The 14454-nt window shown below is 63.7% G+C and carries 14 protein-coding genes; 9 read left to right on the top strand and 5 right to left on the bottom strand.

The window, feature by feature from the left end:
- Positions 1 to 126: 126 nt before the first annotated feature.
- The 3 genes from ACFXN1_RS42185 to ACFXN1_RS42195 form a co-directional block, all read right to left on the bottom strand.
- On the bottom strand, positions 127 to 966 hold the full coding sequence (locus tag ACFXN1_RS42185) for an enoyl-CoA hydratase/isomerase family protein (RefSeq protein ID WP_379445534.1): 840 nt from the start codon (positions 964 to 966) through the stop codon (positions 127 to 129).
- A 16-nt stretch (positions 967 to 982) separates the two neighbouring features.
- On the bottom strand, positions 983 to 1948 hold the full coding sequence (locus tag ACFXN1_RS42190; RefSeq protein ID WP_379445535.1) for an esterase/lipase family protein: 966 nt from the start codon (positions 1946 to 1948) through the stop codon (positions 983 to 985).
- A 113-nt stretch (positions 1949 to 2061) separates the two neighbouring features.
- The gene (locus ACFXN1_RS42195) at positions 2062 to 2838 is read right to left on the bottom strand and encodes a hypothetical protein (RefSeq protein WP_379445536.1); all 777 of its coding nucleotides are present in this window, start codon (positions 2836 to 2838) and stop codon (positions 2062 to 2064) included.
- 589 nt (positions 2839 to 3427) lie between these two features.
- Between ACFXN1_RS42195 and ACFXN1_RS42200 the strand changes: the two genes are divergently transcribed.
- Together ACFXN1_RS42200 and ACFXN1_RS42205 are read left to right on the top strand one after the other, a co-directional pair.
- Positions 3428 to 3994, top strand: coding sequence for a cytochrome c oxidase subunit 3 (locus ACFXN1_RS42200; protein WP_379445537.1), 567 nt, complete (start codon positions 3428 to 3430; stop codon positions 3992 to 3994).
- A 6-nt stretch (positions 3995 to 4000) separates the two neighbouring features.
- A complete protein-coding gene (locus ACFXN1_RS42205) occupies positions 4001 to 4258 on the top strand; it encodes a cytochrome C oxidase subunit IV family protein (RefSeq protein WP_379445538.1) in 258 nt (85 codons plus the stop codon).
- A gap of 99 nt (positions 4259 to 4357) precedes the next feature.
- On the opposite strand, the gene ACFXN1_RS42210 is transcribed toward ACFXN1_RS42205, so the two are convergent.
- Entirely contained in the window at positions 4358 to 5128 is a 771-nt protein-coding gene (locus ACFXN1_RS42210; protein WP_379445539.1) for a hypothetical protein, read from the bottom strand.
- Positions 5129 to 5428: 300 nt separating this feature from the next.
- On the opposite strand from ACFXN1_RS42210, the gene ACFXN1_RS42215 reads away from it, so the two are divergent.
- Together ACFXN1_RS42215 and ACFXN1_RS42220 are read left to right on the top strand one after the other, a co-directional pair.
- Positions 5429 to 6034: a cytochrome c oxidase subunit 3 gene (locus tag ACFXN1_RS42215; RefSeq protein WP_379445540.1), complete on the top strand. Its 606-nt coding sequence runs from the start codon at positions 5429 to 5431 to the stop codon at positions 6032 to 6034.
- A 3-nt stretch (positions 6035 to 6037) separates the two neighbouring features.
- Positions 6038 to 6313, top strand: a complete 276-nt coding sequence (locus tag ACFXN1_RS42220; protein ID WP_379445541.1) for a cytochrome C oxidase subunit IV family protein — start codon at positions 6038 to 6040, stop codon at positions 6311 to 6313.
- 180 nt (positions 6314 to 6493) lie between these two features.
- Here ACFXN1_RS42220 and ACFXN1_RS42225 read toward each other — a convergent pair whose 3' ends face one another.
- Positions 6494 to 8314 (bottom strand): AMP-dependent synthetase/ligase, encoded by a 1821-nt coding sequence (locus tag ACFXN1_RS42225; RefSeq protein WP_379445542.1) that lies wholly within the window; start codon positions 8312 to 8314, stop codon positions 6494 to 6496.
- Positions 8315 to 9119: 805 nt separating this feature from the next.
- On the opposite strand from ACFXN1_RS42225, the gene ACFXN1_RS42230 reads away from it, so the two are divergent.
- The 5 genes from ACFXN1_RS42230 to ACFXN1_RS42250 all read left to right on the top strand — a co-directional run bounded on the left by ACFXN1_RS42230 (position 9120) and on the right by ACFXN1_RS42250 (position 14362).
- Positions 9120 to 9314, top strand: a complete 195-nt coding sequence (locus ACFXN1_RS42230) for a ferredoxin (RefSeq protein WP_379445543.1) — start codon at positions 9120 to 9122, stop codon at positions 9312 to 9314.
- Between the two features lie 3 nt (positions 9315 to 9317).
- Positions 9318 to 10508 (top strand): NAD(P)/FAD-dependent oxidoreductase, encoded by a 1191-nt coding sequence (locus tag ACFXN1_RS42235; RefSeq protein ID WP_379445544.1) that lies wholly within the window; start codon positions 9318 to 9320, stop codon positions 10506 to 10508.
- A 207-nt stretch (positions 10509 to 10715) separates the two neighbouring features.
- On the top strand, positions 10716 to 11264 hold the full coding sequence (locus tag ACFXN1_RS42240; RefSeq protein WP_379445545.1) for a TetR/AcrR family transcriptional regulator: 549 nt from the start codon (positions 10716 to 10718) through the stop codon (positions 11262 to 11264).
- A 97-nt stretch (positions 11265 to 11361) separates the two neighbouring features.
- Positions 11362 to 12177 (top strand): hypothetical protein, encoded by an 816-nt coding sequence (locus ACFXN1_RS42245; RefSeq protein WP_379445547.1) that lies wholly within the window; start codon positions 11362 to 11364, stop codon positions 12175 to 12177.
- A 238-nt stretch (positions 12178 to 12415) separates the two neighbouring features.
- Complete coding sequence (locus tag ACFXN1_RS42250; RefSeq protein ID WP_379445548.1) at positions 12416 to 14362, top strand: flavin-containing monooxygenase; 1947 nt, start codon at positions 12416 to 12418, stop codon at positions 14360 to 14362.
- The last annotated feature ends 92 nt before the right edge of the window (positions 14363 to 14454 follow it).

The following is a 14454-nucleotide window of genomic DNA, read 5'->3' on the forward strand; positions in this document are numbered from 1 at the left end:
CGTTGTTCAGCCGCTCTCCCGCCCGTCCCGTATGAAGTTGCCGCCCGGATGCAACCACCCTGGGCGGCATGCTCGGCACAGTGCTGGACACGCGCGTCGCGGCACCGAGCGAGTCACCGGGCGCGCTCACGCGCCCTCGAAGTTCACCTGCGTCCCATTACGGAAGGCGTGCAGCGCTCGGCGCGCGTCCCTGCTCGCGAACGCGATGTCCTGGTTACGCCATTCGAGAGCCAGTTGGTCGGTCAACGAGTTGTCGAGCGTTCGGCGCAGGGCCCGAATGGTGGCGCGAACCCCGAGTGGCGGTAGGGCGGCGAGGCTCTCGGCCATCGCGACCGCGGTGGCGAGCACCTGCTCCGGCGTAACAACCTGGTGCACGAGCCCGGTTTCGAGAGCCTGCTTCGCGCTGTACAAACTGTTCTCGAGGAAGAACCGGGTGGCCGCCGACGGTCCCATGAGGCGCGGAAGAAACCAGCTCGCGCCGAAGTCGGGACCGACACCGAGACCGATGAACGCGGCACGAAAGCGCGCCGAATCGGCCGCGATCCGGTAGTCGTGCAGGCCCAGCAGGCCCAGACCGCCCCCGGCGACGGCGCCGTTGACCGCCGCGATGAAGGGTTTCTCAATTTCCCGGCAGGCGAGGATCCAGCGTCCGGGGCCGAGCGGGTCGAACAGTTGCTCTTGCTTCGACAGCCGGGGAAGGCCGGTCTCGCCCAGGCCATAGAAGAGCTTGTTGCCCGAGGTTCCTTCGACGAGGCCCGGCCCGAGCACCGCGTGATCGACACCAGAGCACCAGATCCGACCGGTCGCAGTGGTCACGAACGCCCGCACCTCGTCGTCGTGGCCGAGCTCGAGAACGATTTCCAGAAAGTCGCGGAGCAGCTCGCCGTTCACGGAATTACCGGCATACGGCCGGTTGATCGTGAGCACGGCGACGTGATTCTCCAGCTTGACATCGATGACGGGCATTCGAAGTCCTACTTGGCTAATTTGTACCCGGAAGCACCAGGTGACAGATGGGAGGAGATGCGGTATCGGGATCGAGATAATTGCGCACCAGGCGTAGCACGATCTCGTTGTAGATATAGCTGGAGTGATCTCCGTAGAAGTTGCTACAGATATCCTGGATCGACACATTGGTTACGTTCGGGCCCTCCGGAAGCCTCGCTTCCTCGGGCTGCACGACGGAGTCCGTGCGCGAAATTACTGTCACATAGCGGACGTTCGGCCGAGTCAGTCCGCCGGCAGCCGTTCTCTCAATGAACTCCGAACCGGCTGCGACATCGATCGTCGCGGGGAGCGATGCGTTGACGGCAGGGGAAGCCGTGGGATTGCTCGCGATCCAAGGTAGGATTCCATAGACGCTTATTCCGTGGCTGGGAGGCGCGATTCCGATAAGCGAGCCGACCTCGTCGGCCCCGCCGAGTTGATTGATATAGTTCAGTGCGACAATCCCACCTTGAGAATAGGTCACCAGATCGACCTGCGTGGCGCCGGTTGCGGCACGAACCCTGCTGACGAAACTCCCGAGTTCCTCGGCTGACTTGCCTATTCTGCCCACCTGCCGCCAGTATGGAGGACTTCCTGGTTCGTATCCGTAGTCGAGCCCGAATACACAGTAGCCGTCGGCCCGGAATTGCGGCGAATACATCGACCAGTTCATGTACATATTGCCGAATGTGCCGTTCACGAGTATCAACGGCCGGGGATGTGCTGCGGAAGGTTTGCAACCGAAGTCGTTCATGCCGATCGGAAGCGCATTCGGATGGTCGACCGCGTAGTGGATAGCGCTCAGCGCATTGGTTTGTGGCGGCCCCTCGGCAACCACGTCGGAATGACCGTTCACCTCTGGGAACAGCAAGAAGGCGAGCGTCGCCAGGAACGTTGCAGCGGTGCGCGCTCCAGCGCCGGACAGGGGGTTGTGCATCTGAATTCGGCGCGATAGGAACAAGATTCCTCCTTGGCCAAGCTGCCTAACGGAGCCGTCGCCCCCGCCGCGTCGACCTCCCGATGGTCGCATGTGACTCGTATGGTGTCAACGATCGTTCTCGCTACGGTCGGGTGCTAGCGGCCCGCCGAGCGCTGGACCCGGTCGGCGCACGCCTCGTCAGCTGATGATCCGGCCGGGATCTGTGGGAGGTTCGGAACCGGCGTGCCGGCACGGCGCATGCGTGCGATGGCGATCGTGAGCGCGATGTACATGACGAGCGCCACGACCCCCGACGTGATGTACTGCCAGGACCGGAACGGCTCGCCGTAGTACCCGGCGGTCACGCCCCACCACAGCACCACCATGGCGCCGAAGCAGGCGTAGATGAGCGGAACCTGGCCGATGACGGACCGTCGGCGGAGGATCAACGCGGTCGTGGCGACGGGCAGCAGGAACATCGTGATGGACGGCACCGCCTGGTAGATCGGGTCCGCGAACACGGTCTCGAGGTACTCCCAGCAGACCACGACGGCGATGGCCCCCGCGACCACGAGGGCGATCCACTGCGCCTGGGTTCCGTTCGGCAGGTACTCCTTGCGGCCGACCTTGAAAGCCTGCCAGAAGAAGACCAGCTCGAGGAGCAGCGCGCTGAGCAGGCCCAGCCAGAACAGCTCGAGGAACCAGTGGTGATAGACCTTGAACCAGATGTCGAAGCGTGCCACCACTCCGAGGTCGTGAGCGAACCACAGATAGGTGCAGGGGAGTGGGATGGAGATCCAGCCTTCGCGGCGGGTAACGAGGATCGCCGTGCCCATCGCGATGTTCTGCAACACCATCGCCAGTCCGAAACCGATGAGGATCGGGACAGTGTTGTCATCCAGTCGTTGGAGGATGTCGAAAGGGTCGTACATCGTGCTCTCTCAGGCCGTGGTGTGCGACGTTGTCTCTACGCCGGTGCAGTTCGAACCGAACGGTGTGGCCGGGCTCTGCGATCGGGCGCGCGATCCACGAATGGTCGCCACCCTGCAGCTTCGCCGAGGCCGAGCTGAATGGTCACGGAAGTCCTTGTAGCACTTGGATTTCGATTGACATGACCTGATTTCTCGATTGTCGTCGGAGCTGAGCCGATGGCCTGTGTGCGATCCCACAAAAGCTGTCGAGGCGAGGGTACTCACAGGCGCCAGTGGCGTCAATAATGAGACAGTAGTAATCATTAATAAGCCGTCCGATGTGTGGACTGAAAACGGGCAGGTCGTCGATGGGATACCCTCCCTCGGCCGGTACCTGTGATGCGGGGACCATTGCCTCGGCACCGAGGCACGAGCAAGGAACGAACGTGATAAGTCGAAGGATTCCACCATCGGATGCTGCTAGCTACCCAGCCTTGGTAGCGGTGTTCGCGGTCGAGCGCCAACCGGTGCGAACTCGGGACGCAGAGGCGAATCCGTCTCGTGAACAGCCGGACAGCTGATGAGTCCGGTACCGGTTCAGGAGGCAGCCGTGGAACCGACCACGCTGCGGCTGCCCGGCGGGGCAGGAGTCTGGATCTTCATCCTGGGGGACACGTCGGTATTCGCGGTGTTGTTCGCGGTATTCGCCGTCGAGCGTCGACGCGCGCCGGCGGCGTACGAGGCTGGGCGACTTCTGCTGGACCCCACGATCGGCTTGATCAATGCCCTGGTGTTGCTCACGAGCTCGTTACTGGTGGTGCTGGCGGTGCGCTCGACGGGCCGGCGTGGCTATTGGTTTCGGACCGAGCTGCTGTCCCTCGCGCTGCTGTGTGGTGTCGGATTCGTGGTCGTGACGGCGCTGGAGTGGAGCAGGCTCCTCCTGGCCGGCGTTCGCCCGGGCGCGAGTGGATTTTTCGGCTACTACTTCACGGTCACCGGAATTCACCTGCTCCATGTGCTCGTCGGCATCGCCGTGCTGTTCCGGATGATGCTGCTGACCCGGATGCCGACCCTCCGAGCGCGACATCTCGTACTGCTGGAAGGCGGTGCCGCGTGCTGGCACCTGGTCGGCCTGGTGTGGGTGATGCTGTTCCCGCTGTTCTACTTGGTGAGATGAGGCGTCGTGATCGAGTCACATCGGGCCGAATTCGTGTGGTTCCTCTTGGTTTTCGCCACCTTCGTCTGCGTGCTCGTGGGCTCGGCGCACGATCTTGCGGCGGCGGTCTCGACGAGCGTGATCATCGCCGTGACCTTTATCGAGGTTCGGATGATCGGATTGCATTTCATGGGAATCCGGTCGGCGCCGCGGGCGGTGCGGTTGTTCTTCGAAGGATGCGTCGTAGTCGCCGCCATGCTCTCGATGACAGCGCTGGTCGGCTGAGGGGTTGTACCCCGCCGTGCCCCGCGCTTGCCGGCGACCAATGGTGAGAGCTCGGGAGAAGTAATTCTCCCGAGCTCTCGTCACCTGCGAGTGGACCGATCAGAAGACGGCCGAGGCTTCCTGCGCCTCGATGGGCTCGGGGTCCGGCTCGGCCTGCTGTCCACGCAGTGCACGGAAGATCAGCCAGCTCTGGATCGTGATCCACACCCCGAACAGCGACAGCGGCGACCAGAAGACCAGCAGACCGTTCCAGGCCAGCGGACCGGTGCGGGGGACGAACGCGAAGGCGCCCGCCTCGAACATAATCGTGATCCAGAGCGAAACGTAGCCCCACCAGCGTGGGAAGGGGTTGTGTTTGACAAGCTGGGTCGCGGGGCGGAATGCGATGACCGTAACGGCCACCCAAATGAAGATGAAGAACTGATCGGTCGTTACCAAGGTCAGCGTCCCCAGCTCATGCATGATGGCGGTGACCTCGGGGTTCTTGCGCGGCGCGCTGTATGCCGCGGTGCCCCAGAAGATCGGCGGAAGCGCCAGGAACAGCGACATGAGCGCACCGCTGACCAGCGACAGGATGCTCCAGATCTTCCATCGGCCCGCCTCGACCCGGGCCATCTGGATCGCGACGACCGCCAGGATCGGCATCATGAACGCGCCGGTCCAGCCGGAAATCGCCGCACCCCACTTCACGGGGGTCTGATGGCTGCCATACCAGCTGTTCACATGTTCCGGAGTCCAGGTCGCATTCTTCGTCGGCACCTGCTGCAGCAGGAAGATGAAGGCGAAGGTGAACACCACGGCAAGGCCGATGCCCCACCATAGGATGGCGCGCTGACTTCGCACCGAGAACAGGTTCCGATGCTCGGACATGATTCTCCTTGTTTCGATGAGCCGCTGGGATCGGTTCGCTCGGCGACCGAGGGCGGGACACGCCGATGTGATGTGCGTCGTACGTGTCAGAATTGATATTGTCTGTCTCACAATAGGATGCCGGGTGCTGCGCCTGACGTCAAGGCGTAGATGTGATTGACGCAACACGTGGCGGCCTCTAGTATTTGATACTGAGAATCTCAAATACATGGGCTCGGGATGAGTGCCGTGGAGACGAGCTGGAGGAACCTCGATGCCACACGTACGCGACGTCAGTCGCGAGAGGGAGGCTGGTACCCGATGACTGCCCTGATGAACACGGTGGACGACAGCACCGAAACGACCGGGCGGGTACGGCGGGTGCCAGGTGAGCCGGGCCTGTGGATCCTGCTGTTCGGCGACATGATGGTGTTCCTCATCCTGTTCGGTGTCTACCTGCACGAACGAGGTCGGCAGACGCAGGTATTCGACCACGCCCAAGAGACCCTGAATCGCAATCTCGGTGCGCTGAACACGTTGCTGCTGTTGGCCAGCTCGCTGCTGGTGGCACTCGCTGTGCGTGCGGTGCGCGGCGAGTCTCGCCGGCTCGCGCCCCGTCTCGTGATCGGCGGAATCGCCTGCGGCCTGGGGTTCATCGTGGTCAAGGCGTTCGAATACCATGCGAAGTTGGCGGCCGGTCTGACTCCGCAGACCAACCAGTTCTTCATGTACTACTTCGTGTTGACGGGACTGCACCTGGTCCATCTGATTCTCGGTCTCGCCGTGCTGTGCGCGCTGTGGGTGCTGGCCCGTAAACCCACTCTCGGCAAGACACAGCTGGCGATTTTCGAGGGCGGGGCCTGCTTTTGGCACATGGTCGACCTGCTGTGGATCGTCATCTTCCCGTTGATCTTCCTGGTGAGGTGAGTAATGCAGAACCTGATTCGAACGCGAACCACAATTGTCTGGCTGTTTCTGATAACGGCGACCGCTCTGTCCTGGGCCATCGGCTCCGACCACGGTTTCGGCGGGGGAGGTCGAACCGCGGCGAGCATCGCGATTCTCTTGGTAGCGGTCTTGAAGATCCGTCTTGTCGGCCGATACTTCATGGAATTGCGCGAAGCGCCGATTGCGTTACTCGCGCTGTTCGAAGGCTTCTGCGTGCTCGTCTTCGGGGTAACGGTCGGCATGTACCTGCTGGCCTGAGCTCGGTATCGAACGGGCCGCGTGTCGGATGACGCGCGGCCCGTTCCTTATTGGCAAGGCTCGGTCGGAATACCGACTCTTGGCAGCGAGCGTGCCGGCTGCGACCGCTGCAACCGGCCCACAACGGAGAAATGGTTCGCACCTCCTGCGAGGTGCGAACCATTTCTCGGTACTCGGTGATCAGGCGTAGAGATTGTCGATCTGTTCGGCGTACTTGCTGTGGATCGTCCTGCGCTTGAGCTTCGCGGTCGGGGTCAGCTCGTCGCCGTCGGGCAGCCACACGCTCGACAGCAGAGTGAACTTCTTGATCTGCTCGTTGCGATTGAGCCGCAGATTGCCGCGGTCGACCGCTTCCTGAACTACCTGCCGCAGCTGCGGTGAGGCCGCCAACTCTTCGAACGAGCCGCCCTCGATCCCCAGCCGTTTCGCGTACACCAGTGCCGCCTCGGGATCCAGCGTGATGAGCGCGGTGACGTAGGGGCGGCGGTCACCGATCGCGACGACCTGGCCGATGAGCGAACTTTCGCCTCGGATCGCACCCTCGATATTCGCCGGCGACATATTCTTGCCGGCCGAGTTGATGATGATCTCCTTCTTGCGGTCGACGATGGTAACGAAGCCCTGCTTGTCGATCGTCGCGATGTCGCCGGTGTGCAACCAGCCGTCGGCATCGATGGTCGCCGCAGTCTGCTCCGGTTCCTTGCGATAGCCGGCCATGACCAGCTCCGACCGGACAAGCAACTCCCCGTCATCGCCCAGCGCGAGCTCCACGCCGGGCAGTGGCTTACCGGCGGTCCCGCATTTGAAATCGTCGAGCCGGTTGAACACGTTGAGCGAGCCCTCGGTCAGACCGTACGCCTCGAGCAGCGGGACACCGACAGCACGGAAGAACTGCGCCAATTCCGGGGTGGACGGTGCGCCACCGACGAACGCGACCTTGATGTTGTCCAGCCCGAGGCGCGCCAGGATGGGCCGCAGCAGTGGGAGCCCGGCGTTGTGTTCGGCCGTCAATTGCGCCAATTCCTCGGCGTCGACGGTGGTTTCGTTACCAGCGTCCTCGGCCTTGACCTTGCGCAGCCCCACCTCGAGCACCCGCTTGGCGGCCGCACGTTCTTGTTCGTCGGGAATCGCTTCGATGGTGGCCTCGATGGCAACCTGCAACTTCTCGAAGAGTCGCGGTACCGAGAAGAAGGCGTCCGGATGGGCGTCGGCCAGATGGGCCGGTAGCTGCTTCATGTCGGCGCACGTCGTGATCGCCGCGCCGTGGGCGAGCGCCATGTAGTGGGCGACGATACGGCCCCCGGCATGCGCCATCGGAAGAACCGAGATCAGGCCGTCGGTGGGCATGGGGAACGCGGCGGCCATTGCACGTTGCGCGGCCATCACCGTCCGATGCGACCACTGGGCTCCCTTGGGCGGTCCCGTGGTGCCCGAGGTGAAGATGAGGGTCACCAAGTCGTCGGCCTTGATCTCGCGCCAGGCTGCCTCGAAATCGAAGTCGGGATCGGCTGCCTCGTAGAGATCGTCCAAGGTCGGCGTTCCCGGCTCGCCGTCGATGACGATCACCTGCTCGATCTGGCCGCCGAGCGCGTCGGCTGCCTGCCGAACCTTGTCGACAGACCGCTGCTCGGTGACGACGATCCTGGCATCGGCGTTGCGCAGCTGATGCTCGATCTGTTCCGGCGATGAGCTGTTGAAGATCGTGAACGGCACCGCTCCCAGGTGAATGGCGGCGTAGTCGATGATGTGGCATTCCGGCACATTGGGCAGCAGCTGGGCAACGGTATCGCCGTGACGAATGCCGAGACCGGCCAAACCGGCTGCGGTCCGGGCGATTTCGGAATTGAGCTCCGACCACGTGAAGCTGACGGCACCGCCCAGGGTGCGCAGGGCGACCTGATCGGGGTGCTGAGCGGCGATGCGCTGAAAGGCCTCGGCAACCGTTGCCGATGAGAGCGGCGGTGCGCTCTTCAGATCCAGCGTTCGGACAAGTTCTGCCATCAGATCTCCTCGTAGCCACACGATGTCGGGGGTTGCGCCGAAACATGCGAATTTCGGCGCGAGAGCGCCCGGGCGCTTTATGAGCCTATCAGTCTCAATACTATGGCCGGGCGTTGCAGTCGTCAACGGGCGCAGGCGGGTCGTCCGGGTGTATCGAGACAGGTTAGCTTGGAAATGGATCCGGCGGGCGGTGCATTTGCATGGCGCGGTGGAAGGCCGAACCTGCCGAATCCGGCGGTGGCTGGTCGGGCCGGCGTCGGATTCGGCGCCGACTCTGCCCGTGGTGGACCAGGTGGCTGTGTGCAACGGGATTCGATGCTGTGTCGCTCATCGACGCGGTCGGCGAGCGGGCCGTGTCCAGGTCGAGCTGTGCCGAGTCGTTCCGGGCAAGGGCGCTTGATCGCAATCCTGGTGGATACATGGGCAAGTGTTCGGCAGAAGCCGGCGGCGCATCGAAAACGCTGGTCGAAGCCGCGCACGGGGATCTGTTGACATCATGTCGCCGCGGCTCCTAAGATTTGAGACTATAGATGTCAATAATATGGCCTGTTCGTCGGAACGCGCCGGATCCATGCGGGGCGACCGCGGGTCGCCGAAGGTCTGGCACTCCGCGTTAGGTGGTGTTATCGGTCGTTTCCATATGACACTATCGCCAGTGTATATAGGCATTCGATCGACAGCAGTAAATGTGAACGATCGTTGACGTAAGCGCAGCTGCGCTCCTATTCTGGAGCCGATGGGCACCTCGTGTGAGGGGCCGGTGCGTCGAAGCTTCTGCGCTTGAGCGAAGGGAACCTCCAATCACATGAAAGTCATGTTCGACAAGGATTTTTGCGCTGCGCACGGTGACTGCGTGCTGGTCGCGCCGGACGTCTTCGACCTCGGCGACGACGATGACGTTGCGGTCGTGCTCGACGAGACCCCACCGGAGGACCAGCGGGCGAATGTCGAGATGGCCGTGAAGGTCTGCCCGGTCGGCGCCATTCGGATCGAGGAGTAGAGCATGCAGCGTCTCGTCGTCGTCGGCGGCGGTCTGGGTGGGCACCGCGCGCTCCTGGCCGCCCGTGAACTCGGGTACGACGGGCAGGTCGTACTGATCAGCGGGGAGCGGCACCGCCCCTACGACCGCCCTCCGCTGTCCAAGGAGATGCTGGCCTCCGACGACGACGGAGGCCGGCACTTCTACCCTTGCGAGGATCTCGAGCACGTCGAGTGGAAGCTCGGCAGCCCCGCGATCGGCTTGGACCCGGTTCGGCAGACCGTGACTCTCGCCGACGGGGAAGCCGTCGGCTACGACGGGCTGGTGATCGCGACCGGTCGGCGCGCGCGGCCTTGGCCCGGTCCGGTTCCTGCGGCCGGCCTGTTCATGATTCGTGACCTCGATGACGCGGTGGCGATGCGTGCGGCGGTGACCGAGGACTCGAATGTGGTGATCGTCGGAGCCGGTTTCATCGGTCTCGAGGCTGCGGCCACTTTTGTGCAACGGGGCACTCGATCGGTCACCGTCGTCGGTAACACGCCGCATGTGCTGCCGGTGATCGGTGCGGAAGCGGCCGCGAGCGTGCAGCGGATCCATCAGGACCGAGGTGTCACGATCCGGTGCGGCGTGAACGTCGACCGGATCGAGGGAACCGAGCGGGTGGAGGCCGTCGTGCTCGAGGGTGGGGAGCGGCTGCCCGCCGATGTCGTTCTGGTGGCGATCGGGTCGGTGCCGAACTCGGAGTGGTTGGCCGGATCCGGAATCGAGCTGCTCGATGGCAATGTCGTCTGCGACGAATTCTGCGCGGTGCAGGGAGCGGCCAATGTCATGGCCGTCGGCGATGTCGTCGCATGGCCGCATCCGTATGTCGGCGAGCTCGTCGCCATCGAGCACTGGGCAATCGCCCGCGACATGGCGCCGATCGCGGTCGGTAATCTGCTCGGCGTCAACACTCCGCCGAAGGCGATGGCCACGGTACCCACGTTCTGGTCCGATCAATTCGACGTCAAGATGAAGTCCGCCGGATTCCTCAGTCTCGCAACGTCTTTCAAAGTCATCGAGGAGGACGTGACCCGTCCGTCCCTGGTGGTCGAGGCGTTCCGGGGCGAGGAGTTGGTCGCGGCCGTCGCCTTCAACAAGAACAAGGCGATCATCGGCTACCAACGTCGGCTCGCCGAGCTGGTGGGACAGCGCGTGAACGCGCCGGCGAAGTGACCCGGTTGAACCCGAACGGCGATCAGTGGTTCGTGCAGCCGTTCTGGCTCGCCATGGTGGCGGCTTCTTCCCGGCGCGCGGTGGGCGACTGCTCGAGCGAAATCCGGACTCCAGGCAGCGACTAGGGTGCGTGGCGTGACGCCCAAGCCACGCACCTCGGGCCCTGCCCGGCGACCTCGGCGTACCTCCGAAGAGGTGCGGTCCCTCGTGCTCGCAGCCGCCGTGGACGCCTTCGCGGAGAAGGGCTACGACGGAGCGACGACCAAGGAGATAGCGCGCCGTGCCGGGGTCGCCGAGCCGACGATGTTCCGCATCTACCCGACCAAGGAGAAGCTCTACGAAGCCGCAGTCCTCGGCCCCTTCGACCGCTTCCTCGAGAGCTTCACTGCGAGGTGGATGGCGGCAGAGATCCCCGGTGGGGACCCTGCGCTCGTCCTGCAGCAGTTCGTCGCAGATCTGCACGGTCTGGTTGTCCGGAACCGGCGCCTGATCGCCGCTCTTGCTTCCGCCGACGCGCTCACCGCGGGGGCGCAACCGGCACTCGCCCGGCTGGAGGCCGTTGGAGACGCCATCGCGCGGACCAACGGCCTGGATTTCGATGTGCCGGTGGCCGTGCGGATCGCCACCGCCACCGTGGTGGCGGCCACCATGTTCGAGGACACGCTGTTCCCCGCTGCACTCGGGGGCGAGCGTCTCCTGATCGAGATGACAAGGATGCTGGTTGGAGCGACGCTCTACACGGCCTCTGGGGAATGACATCTGCTTTTTTTGATACAACTCTTGTCAAAAATATGGCTACGCCCTACCTTAGCGAGTGTTCGCTCGCTAGAGTCTGGAGTATTAGGAGCCAGCCATGGATTTTCCCGTCCCATCCAATGTCCCGATGCCACAGACCGGTCAAGCCCTGCTGATCGTGGCTATGTCGGTCCTCGCGCTGCTGTCCATCGCTTACGCAGTCCTGGAGTCCCGGCGGCGTGGCGACCTCCTGGTGATCTTCCTCGTGATCGGCGCGGGCCTCGCGATACCCTACGAGGCCCTGGGTGACGAGCTTGTACACGTTTACTACACCGAGAGCGGCCAGATCAGCTGGATCCACACGTTCGGGCGCGACATCCCGGCCTTCATCGGCATCCTCTACTTCTGGTATCTCCCCTTCGGCGCGTACGCGTTGCTACGCAGAGCAACCAAGGGCGTAACCACGCGCCAGTTCTGGACGGCTTGGCTGGCGACGCTGTCGTTCTGCATCGGCTTCGAGATTCTGGTGACCGAGACCGCCGGACCGACCTGGATCTACTACGGACCGCAGGCCTTCATGGTGGGCGATGTCCCGTTCTTCACGCCGTTCACCTACGTGTCCTTCTGCCTCGGCATCGCCGCCGGCGTCGCCGGGCTCGAGCGACTGCTGCCCAAGCGCCGGCAGTGGCTGCTCATTCCTGCCGTGCCCATGCTCATGTTCGCGACGCAGGGCATGACCTCGCTCCCGGTCGCCATCTCGCTGCACAGCGGGACGACCAACCACCTCTACCTGGCGCTGGGCGCCCTGGGCAGTGGCGCTTTCGCCGTCGTCCTCGCATGGGTGGTCAGCCTGGCGGTGCGCAGGCCCTGGGCAAGGCCGAACGAGACGGCACCCGATCGACAGGTGGCCGGCATCGAGACGAGGAGCATCTGAGATGAGTAGCCCGTATGTGGCTGAACATGTCTGGTGTGGGTTCGCCGCTCGTTCGAAGTGTGCCGCGCCACTACGTTAGTGATCGTTCACGGTTGGAGTTGACGCCGCGGCAGTTGTGTGGGCATATTATGAGACAGATAGTCGCATAAATAACGGCTCCGATCCCGGAGCCGGTATGCGAGACGCGAATCCGGGCTCCTCGACAATGCCCTGGTCGCGAGCGAACGAAAGGGCGCCCATGATCCCCAATCCTGGTGAACGAACTGTCGTTACCGGCTGTGCAGACGGCGCCGATAGACTCCGGACCGCGCTCGACGAGGCCAATGTGCCGACGCTGTTGATGGTCCTTGTGCACCTGACCGGAGATCGGAAGTGGCTCGACGCGCCGTATCGTCCGACCCGCGCCAGGGGCCTCGAGGACAACGACGGCGCAGGCCTGCCGCTCGAGATCCAGGACGAGATCCGGGCCGCGGCCTATCGGGCCGTGCTCGATCATCGGGCCGGTAAGACGACACCGCTCGAGCTGACTCCGGTGCAGATCGCCGACATGCTCGCGGTCGCACTCGGCGAGGACGTGCCGCACGAGTACGGTCCCCTGCTGGCCGAGGAACTCGGCGTCCTCACTCGCGACGTCCCGATCGCCCGGCCGCGCAAGGATTTTCGGGTCGGTATCATCGGCGCCGGCATGTCCGGATTGTGCGCCGCGATCAAACTCGATTCGGCCGGCATCGACTTCGAGATAATCGAGAAGAATCAGAGTGTCGGTGGGACGTGGCTGGAGAACACCTATCCCGGCTGCGGTGTCGACACACCGAGCCATCTGTATTCGTTCTCATTCGCGCCGAACACCAAATGGTCGCGCTACTTCGCCAAGCGTGATGAGGTGGACGGGTATCTCGAGGAGCTTGCCGACCGCTACGCGGTCCGTGATCGCATCCGGTTCGGCGAAGAGGTCGAGCATGCCGAGTACGACAACGCCACCAACCAATGGGTCGTGTCGATTCGTCCCGCGGGCGGGGATCCGGTCGTGCGTCGCTTCGATGTCCTGATCAGCGCGGTCGGAATGGTCAACCGCCCGGCCAAACCGTCGATTCCAGGTCTGGAGGACTTCGGTGGGCCGGTCATGCATACCGCCGAATGGGACCCGAGCGTGGCGATCGAAGGCAAGCGGGTCGCGGTCATCGGCACCGGTGCCAGCGCAATGCAGCTGGTGCCCTCCATCGCCGACCTCGCCGAGCGCGTCATGGTCTTCCAACGCTCCAAGCAGTGGGCGTTGCCGCATCCGAACTATCAGCGTTCGGTCAGTGCCGATACCCGGCTGCTGCTGGAGGAGGTGCCGTTCTACGCCAACTGGTACCGACTGCGGGCGTTCTGGAACTTCAGTGACCGCCTGCACTCCTCGCTGGTGATCGATCCGGAGTGGGAGCGCCCGGCGCAGTCGATCAACGCGACCAACGAGAAGCACCGAGTCTTCCTGACCAACCACATCATCGAGCAGCTCGGTGACCGTCAGGACCTGCTCGACGCGTGCCTACCGGACTACCCGCCCTACGGCAAACGACCGCTGGTCGATAACGGTTGGTTCCGGACCGTGTGCCGCGACGACGTCGATCTGATCACTTCCGGTACCTCCAAGATCCTTCCGGGGGCGGTCGTCGACGGGGACGGTGTGCCGCACGAGGCGGATGTGCTCGTCCTCGCGACCGGCTTCAAGACATTGCAGTTCCTCTGGCCCATGGAGATTCGCGGCCGGTCGGGACGGACGCTGGCAGAGGTATGGGGGCCCGAGGATGCGCGGGCACATCTCGGAGTGACGGTGCCGGACTTCCCGAACTTCTATATTCTCAACGGCCCCAACACCAATGCCGGCCACGGCGGCAGCGCCATCATCGCCACCGAGTTCCAGATGCGCTACATCGCCAAGGCGATCGACCATATGATCGCCAACGACCTGGCGGAGATCGAGGTCCGCGAGGACATCTTCACCGAGTACAACCTGGAGCTCGATGCGGCTCTGGCGCAGATGATCTGGTCACATCCCGGGATGACGACCTACTACCGCAACGGCGCCGGCCGCGTGGTGGTGAGCAGCCCGTGGAAGTACCTCGACTACTGGAACCGGATCAAGGATTTCGATCCGGCGCAGTATCGGACCACAACGGCGCGTTCGACCGCCTCGGCATAACAGCGCCGGCATTCCCGTAGTAGCGGCCGGGGGGAGGGGAAAGGAGGGGACCCGTGGTGTGTTCGGGGGGGGGGGGGCGGAGAAAACACAAG

The organism is Nocardia sp. NPDC059154, assembly GCF_042755705.1.
In the GTDB taxonomy this organism is placed as follows: domain Bacteria; phylum Actinomycetota; class Actinomycetes; order Mycobacteriales; family Mycobacteriaceae; genus Nocardia.

What these genes read in the sequence shown, in the direction of transcription:
- ACFXN1_RS42210 (WP_379445539.1), bottom strand. Translation starts at nt 5,128, where the DNA reads ATGTCCGAGCATCGGAACCTGTTCTCGGTGCGAAGTCAGCGCGCCATC.
- ACFXN1_RS42245 (WP_379445547.1), top strand. Translation starts at nt 11,362, where the DNA reads ATGGATTTTCCCGTCCCATCCAATGTCCCGATGCCACAGACCGGTCAA.
- ACFXN1_RS42185 (WP_379445534.1), bottom strand. Translation starts at nt 966, where the DNA reads ATGCCCGTCATCGATGTCAAGCTGGAGAATCACGTCGCCGTGCTCACG.
- ACFXN1_RS42235 (WP_379445544.1), top strand. Translation starts at nt 9,318, where the DNA reads ATGCAGCGTCTCGTCGTCGTCGGCGGCGGTCTGGGTGGGCACCGCGCG.
- ACFXN1_RS42230 (WP_379445543.1), top strand. Translation starts at nt 9,120, where the DNA reads ATGAAAGTCATGTTCGACAAGGATTTTTGCGCTGCGCACGGTGACTGC.
- ACFXN1_RS42250 (WP_379445548.1), top strand. Translation starts at nt 12,416, where the DNA reads ATGATCCCCAATCCTGGTGAACGAACTGTCGTTACCGGCTGTGCAGAC.
- ACFXN1_RS42225 (WP_379445542.1), bottom strand. Translation starts at nt 8,314, where the DNA reads ATGGCAGAACTTGTCCGAACGCTGGATCTGAAGAGCGCACCGCCGCTC.
- ACFXN1_RS42215 (WP_379445540.1), top strand. Translation starts at nt 5,429, where the DNA reads ATGACTGCCCTGATGAACACGGTGGACGACAGCACCGAAACGACCGGG.
- ACFXN1_RS42195 (WP_379445536.1), bottom strand. Translation starts at nt 2,838, where the DNA reads ATGTACGACCCTTTCGACATCCTCCAACGACTGGATGACAACACTGTC.
- ACFXN1_RS42220 (WP_379445541.1), top strand. Translation starts at nt 6,038, where the DNA reads ATGCAGAACCTGATTCGAACGCGAACCACAATTGTCTGGCTGTTTCTG.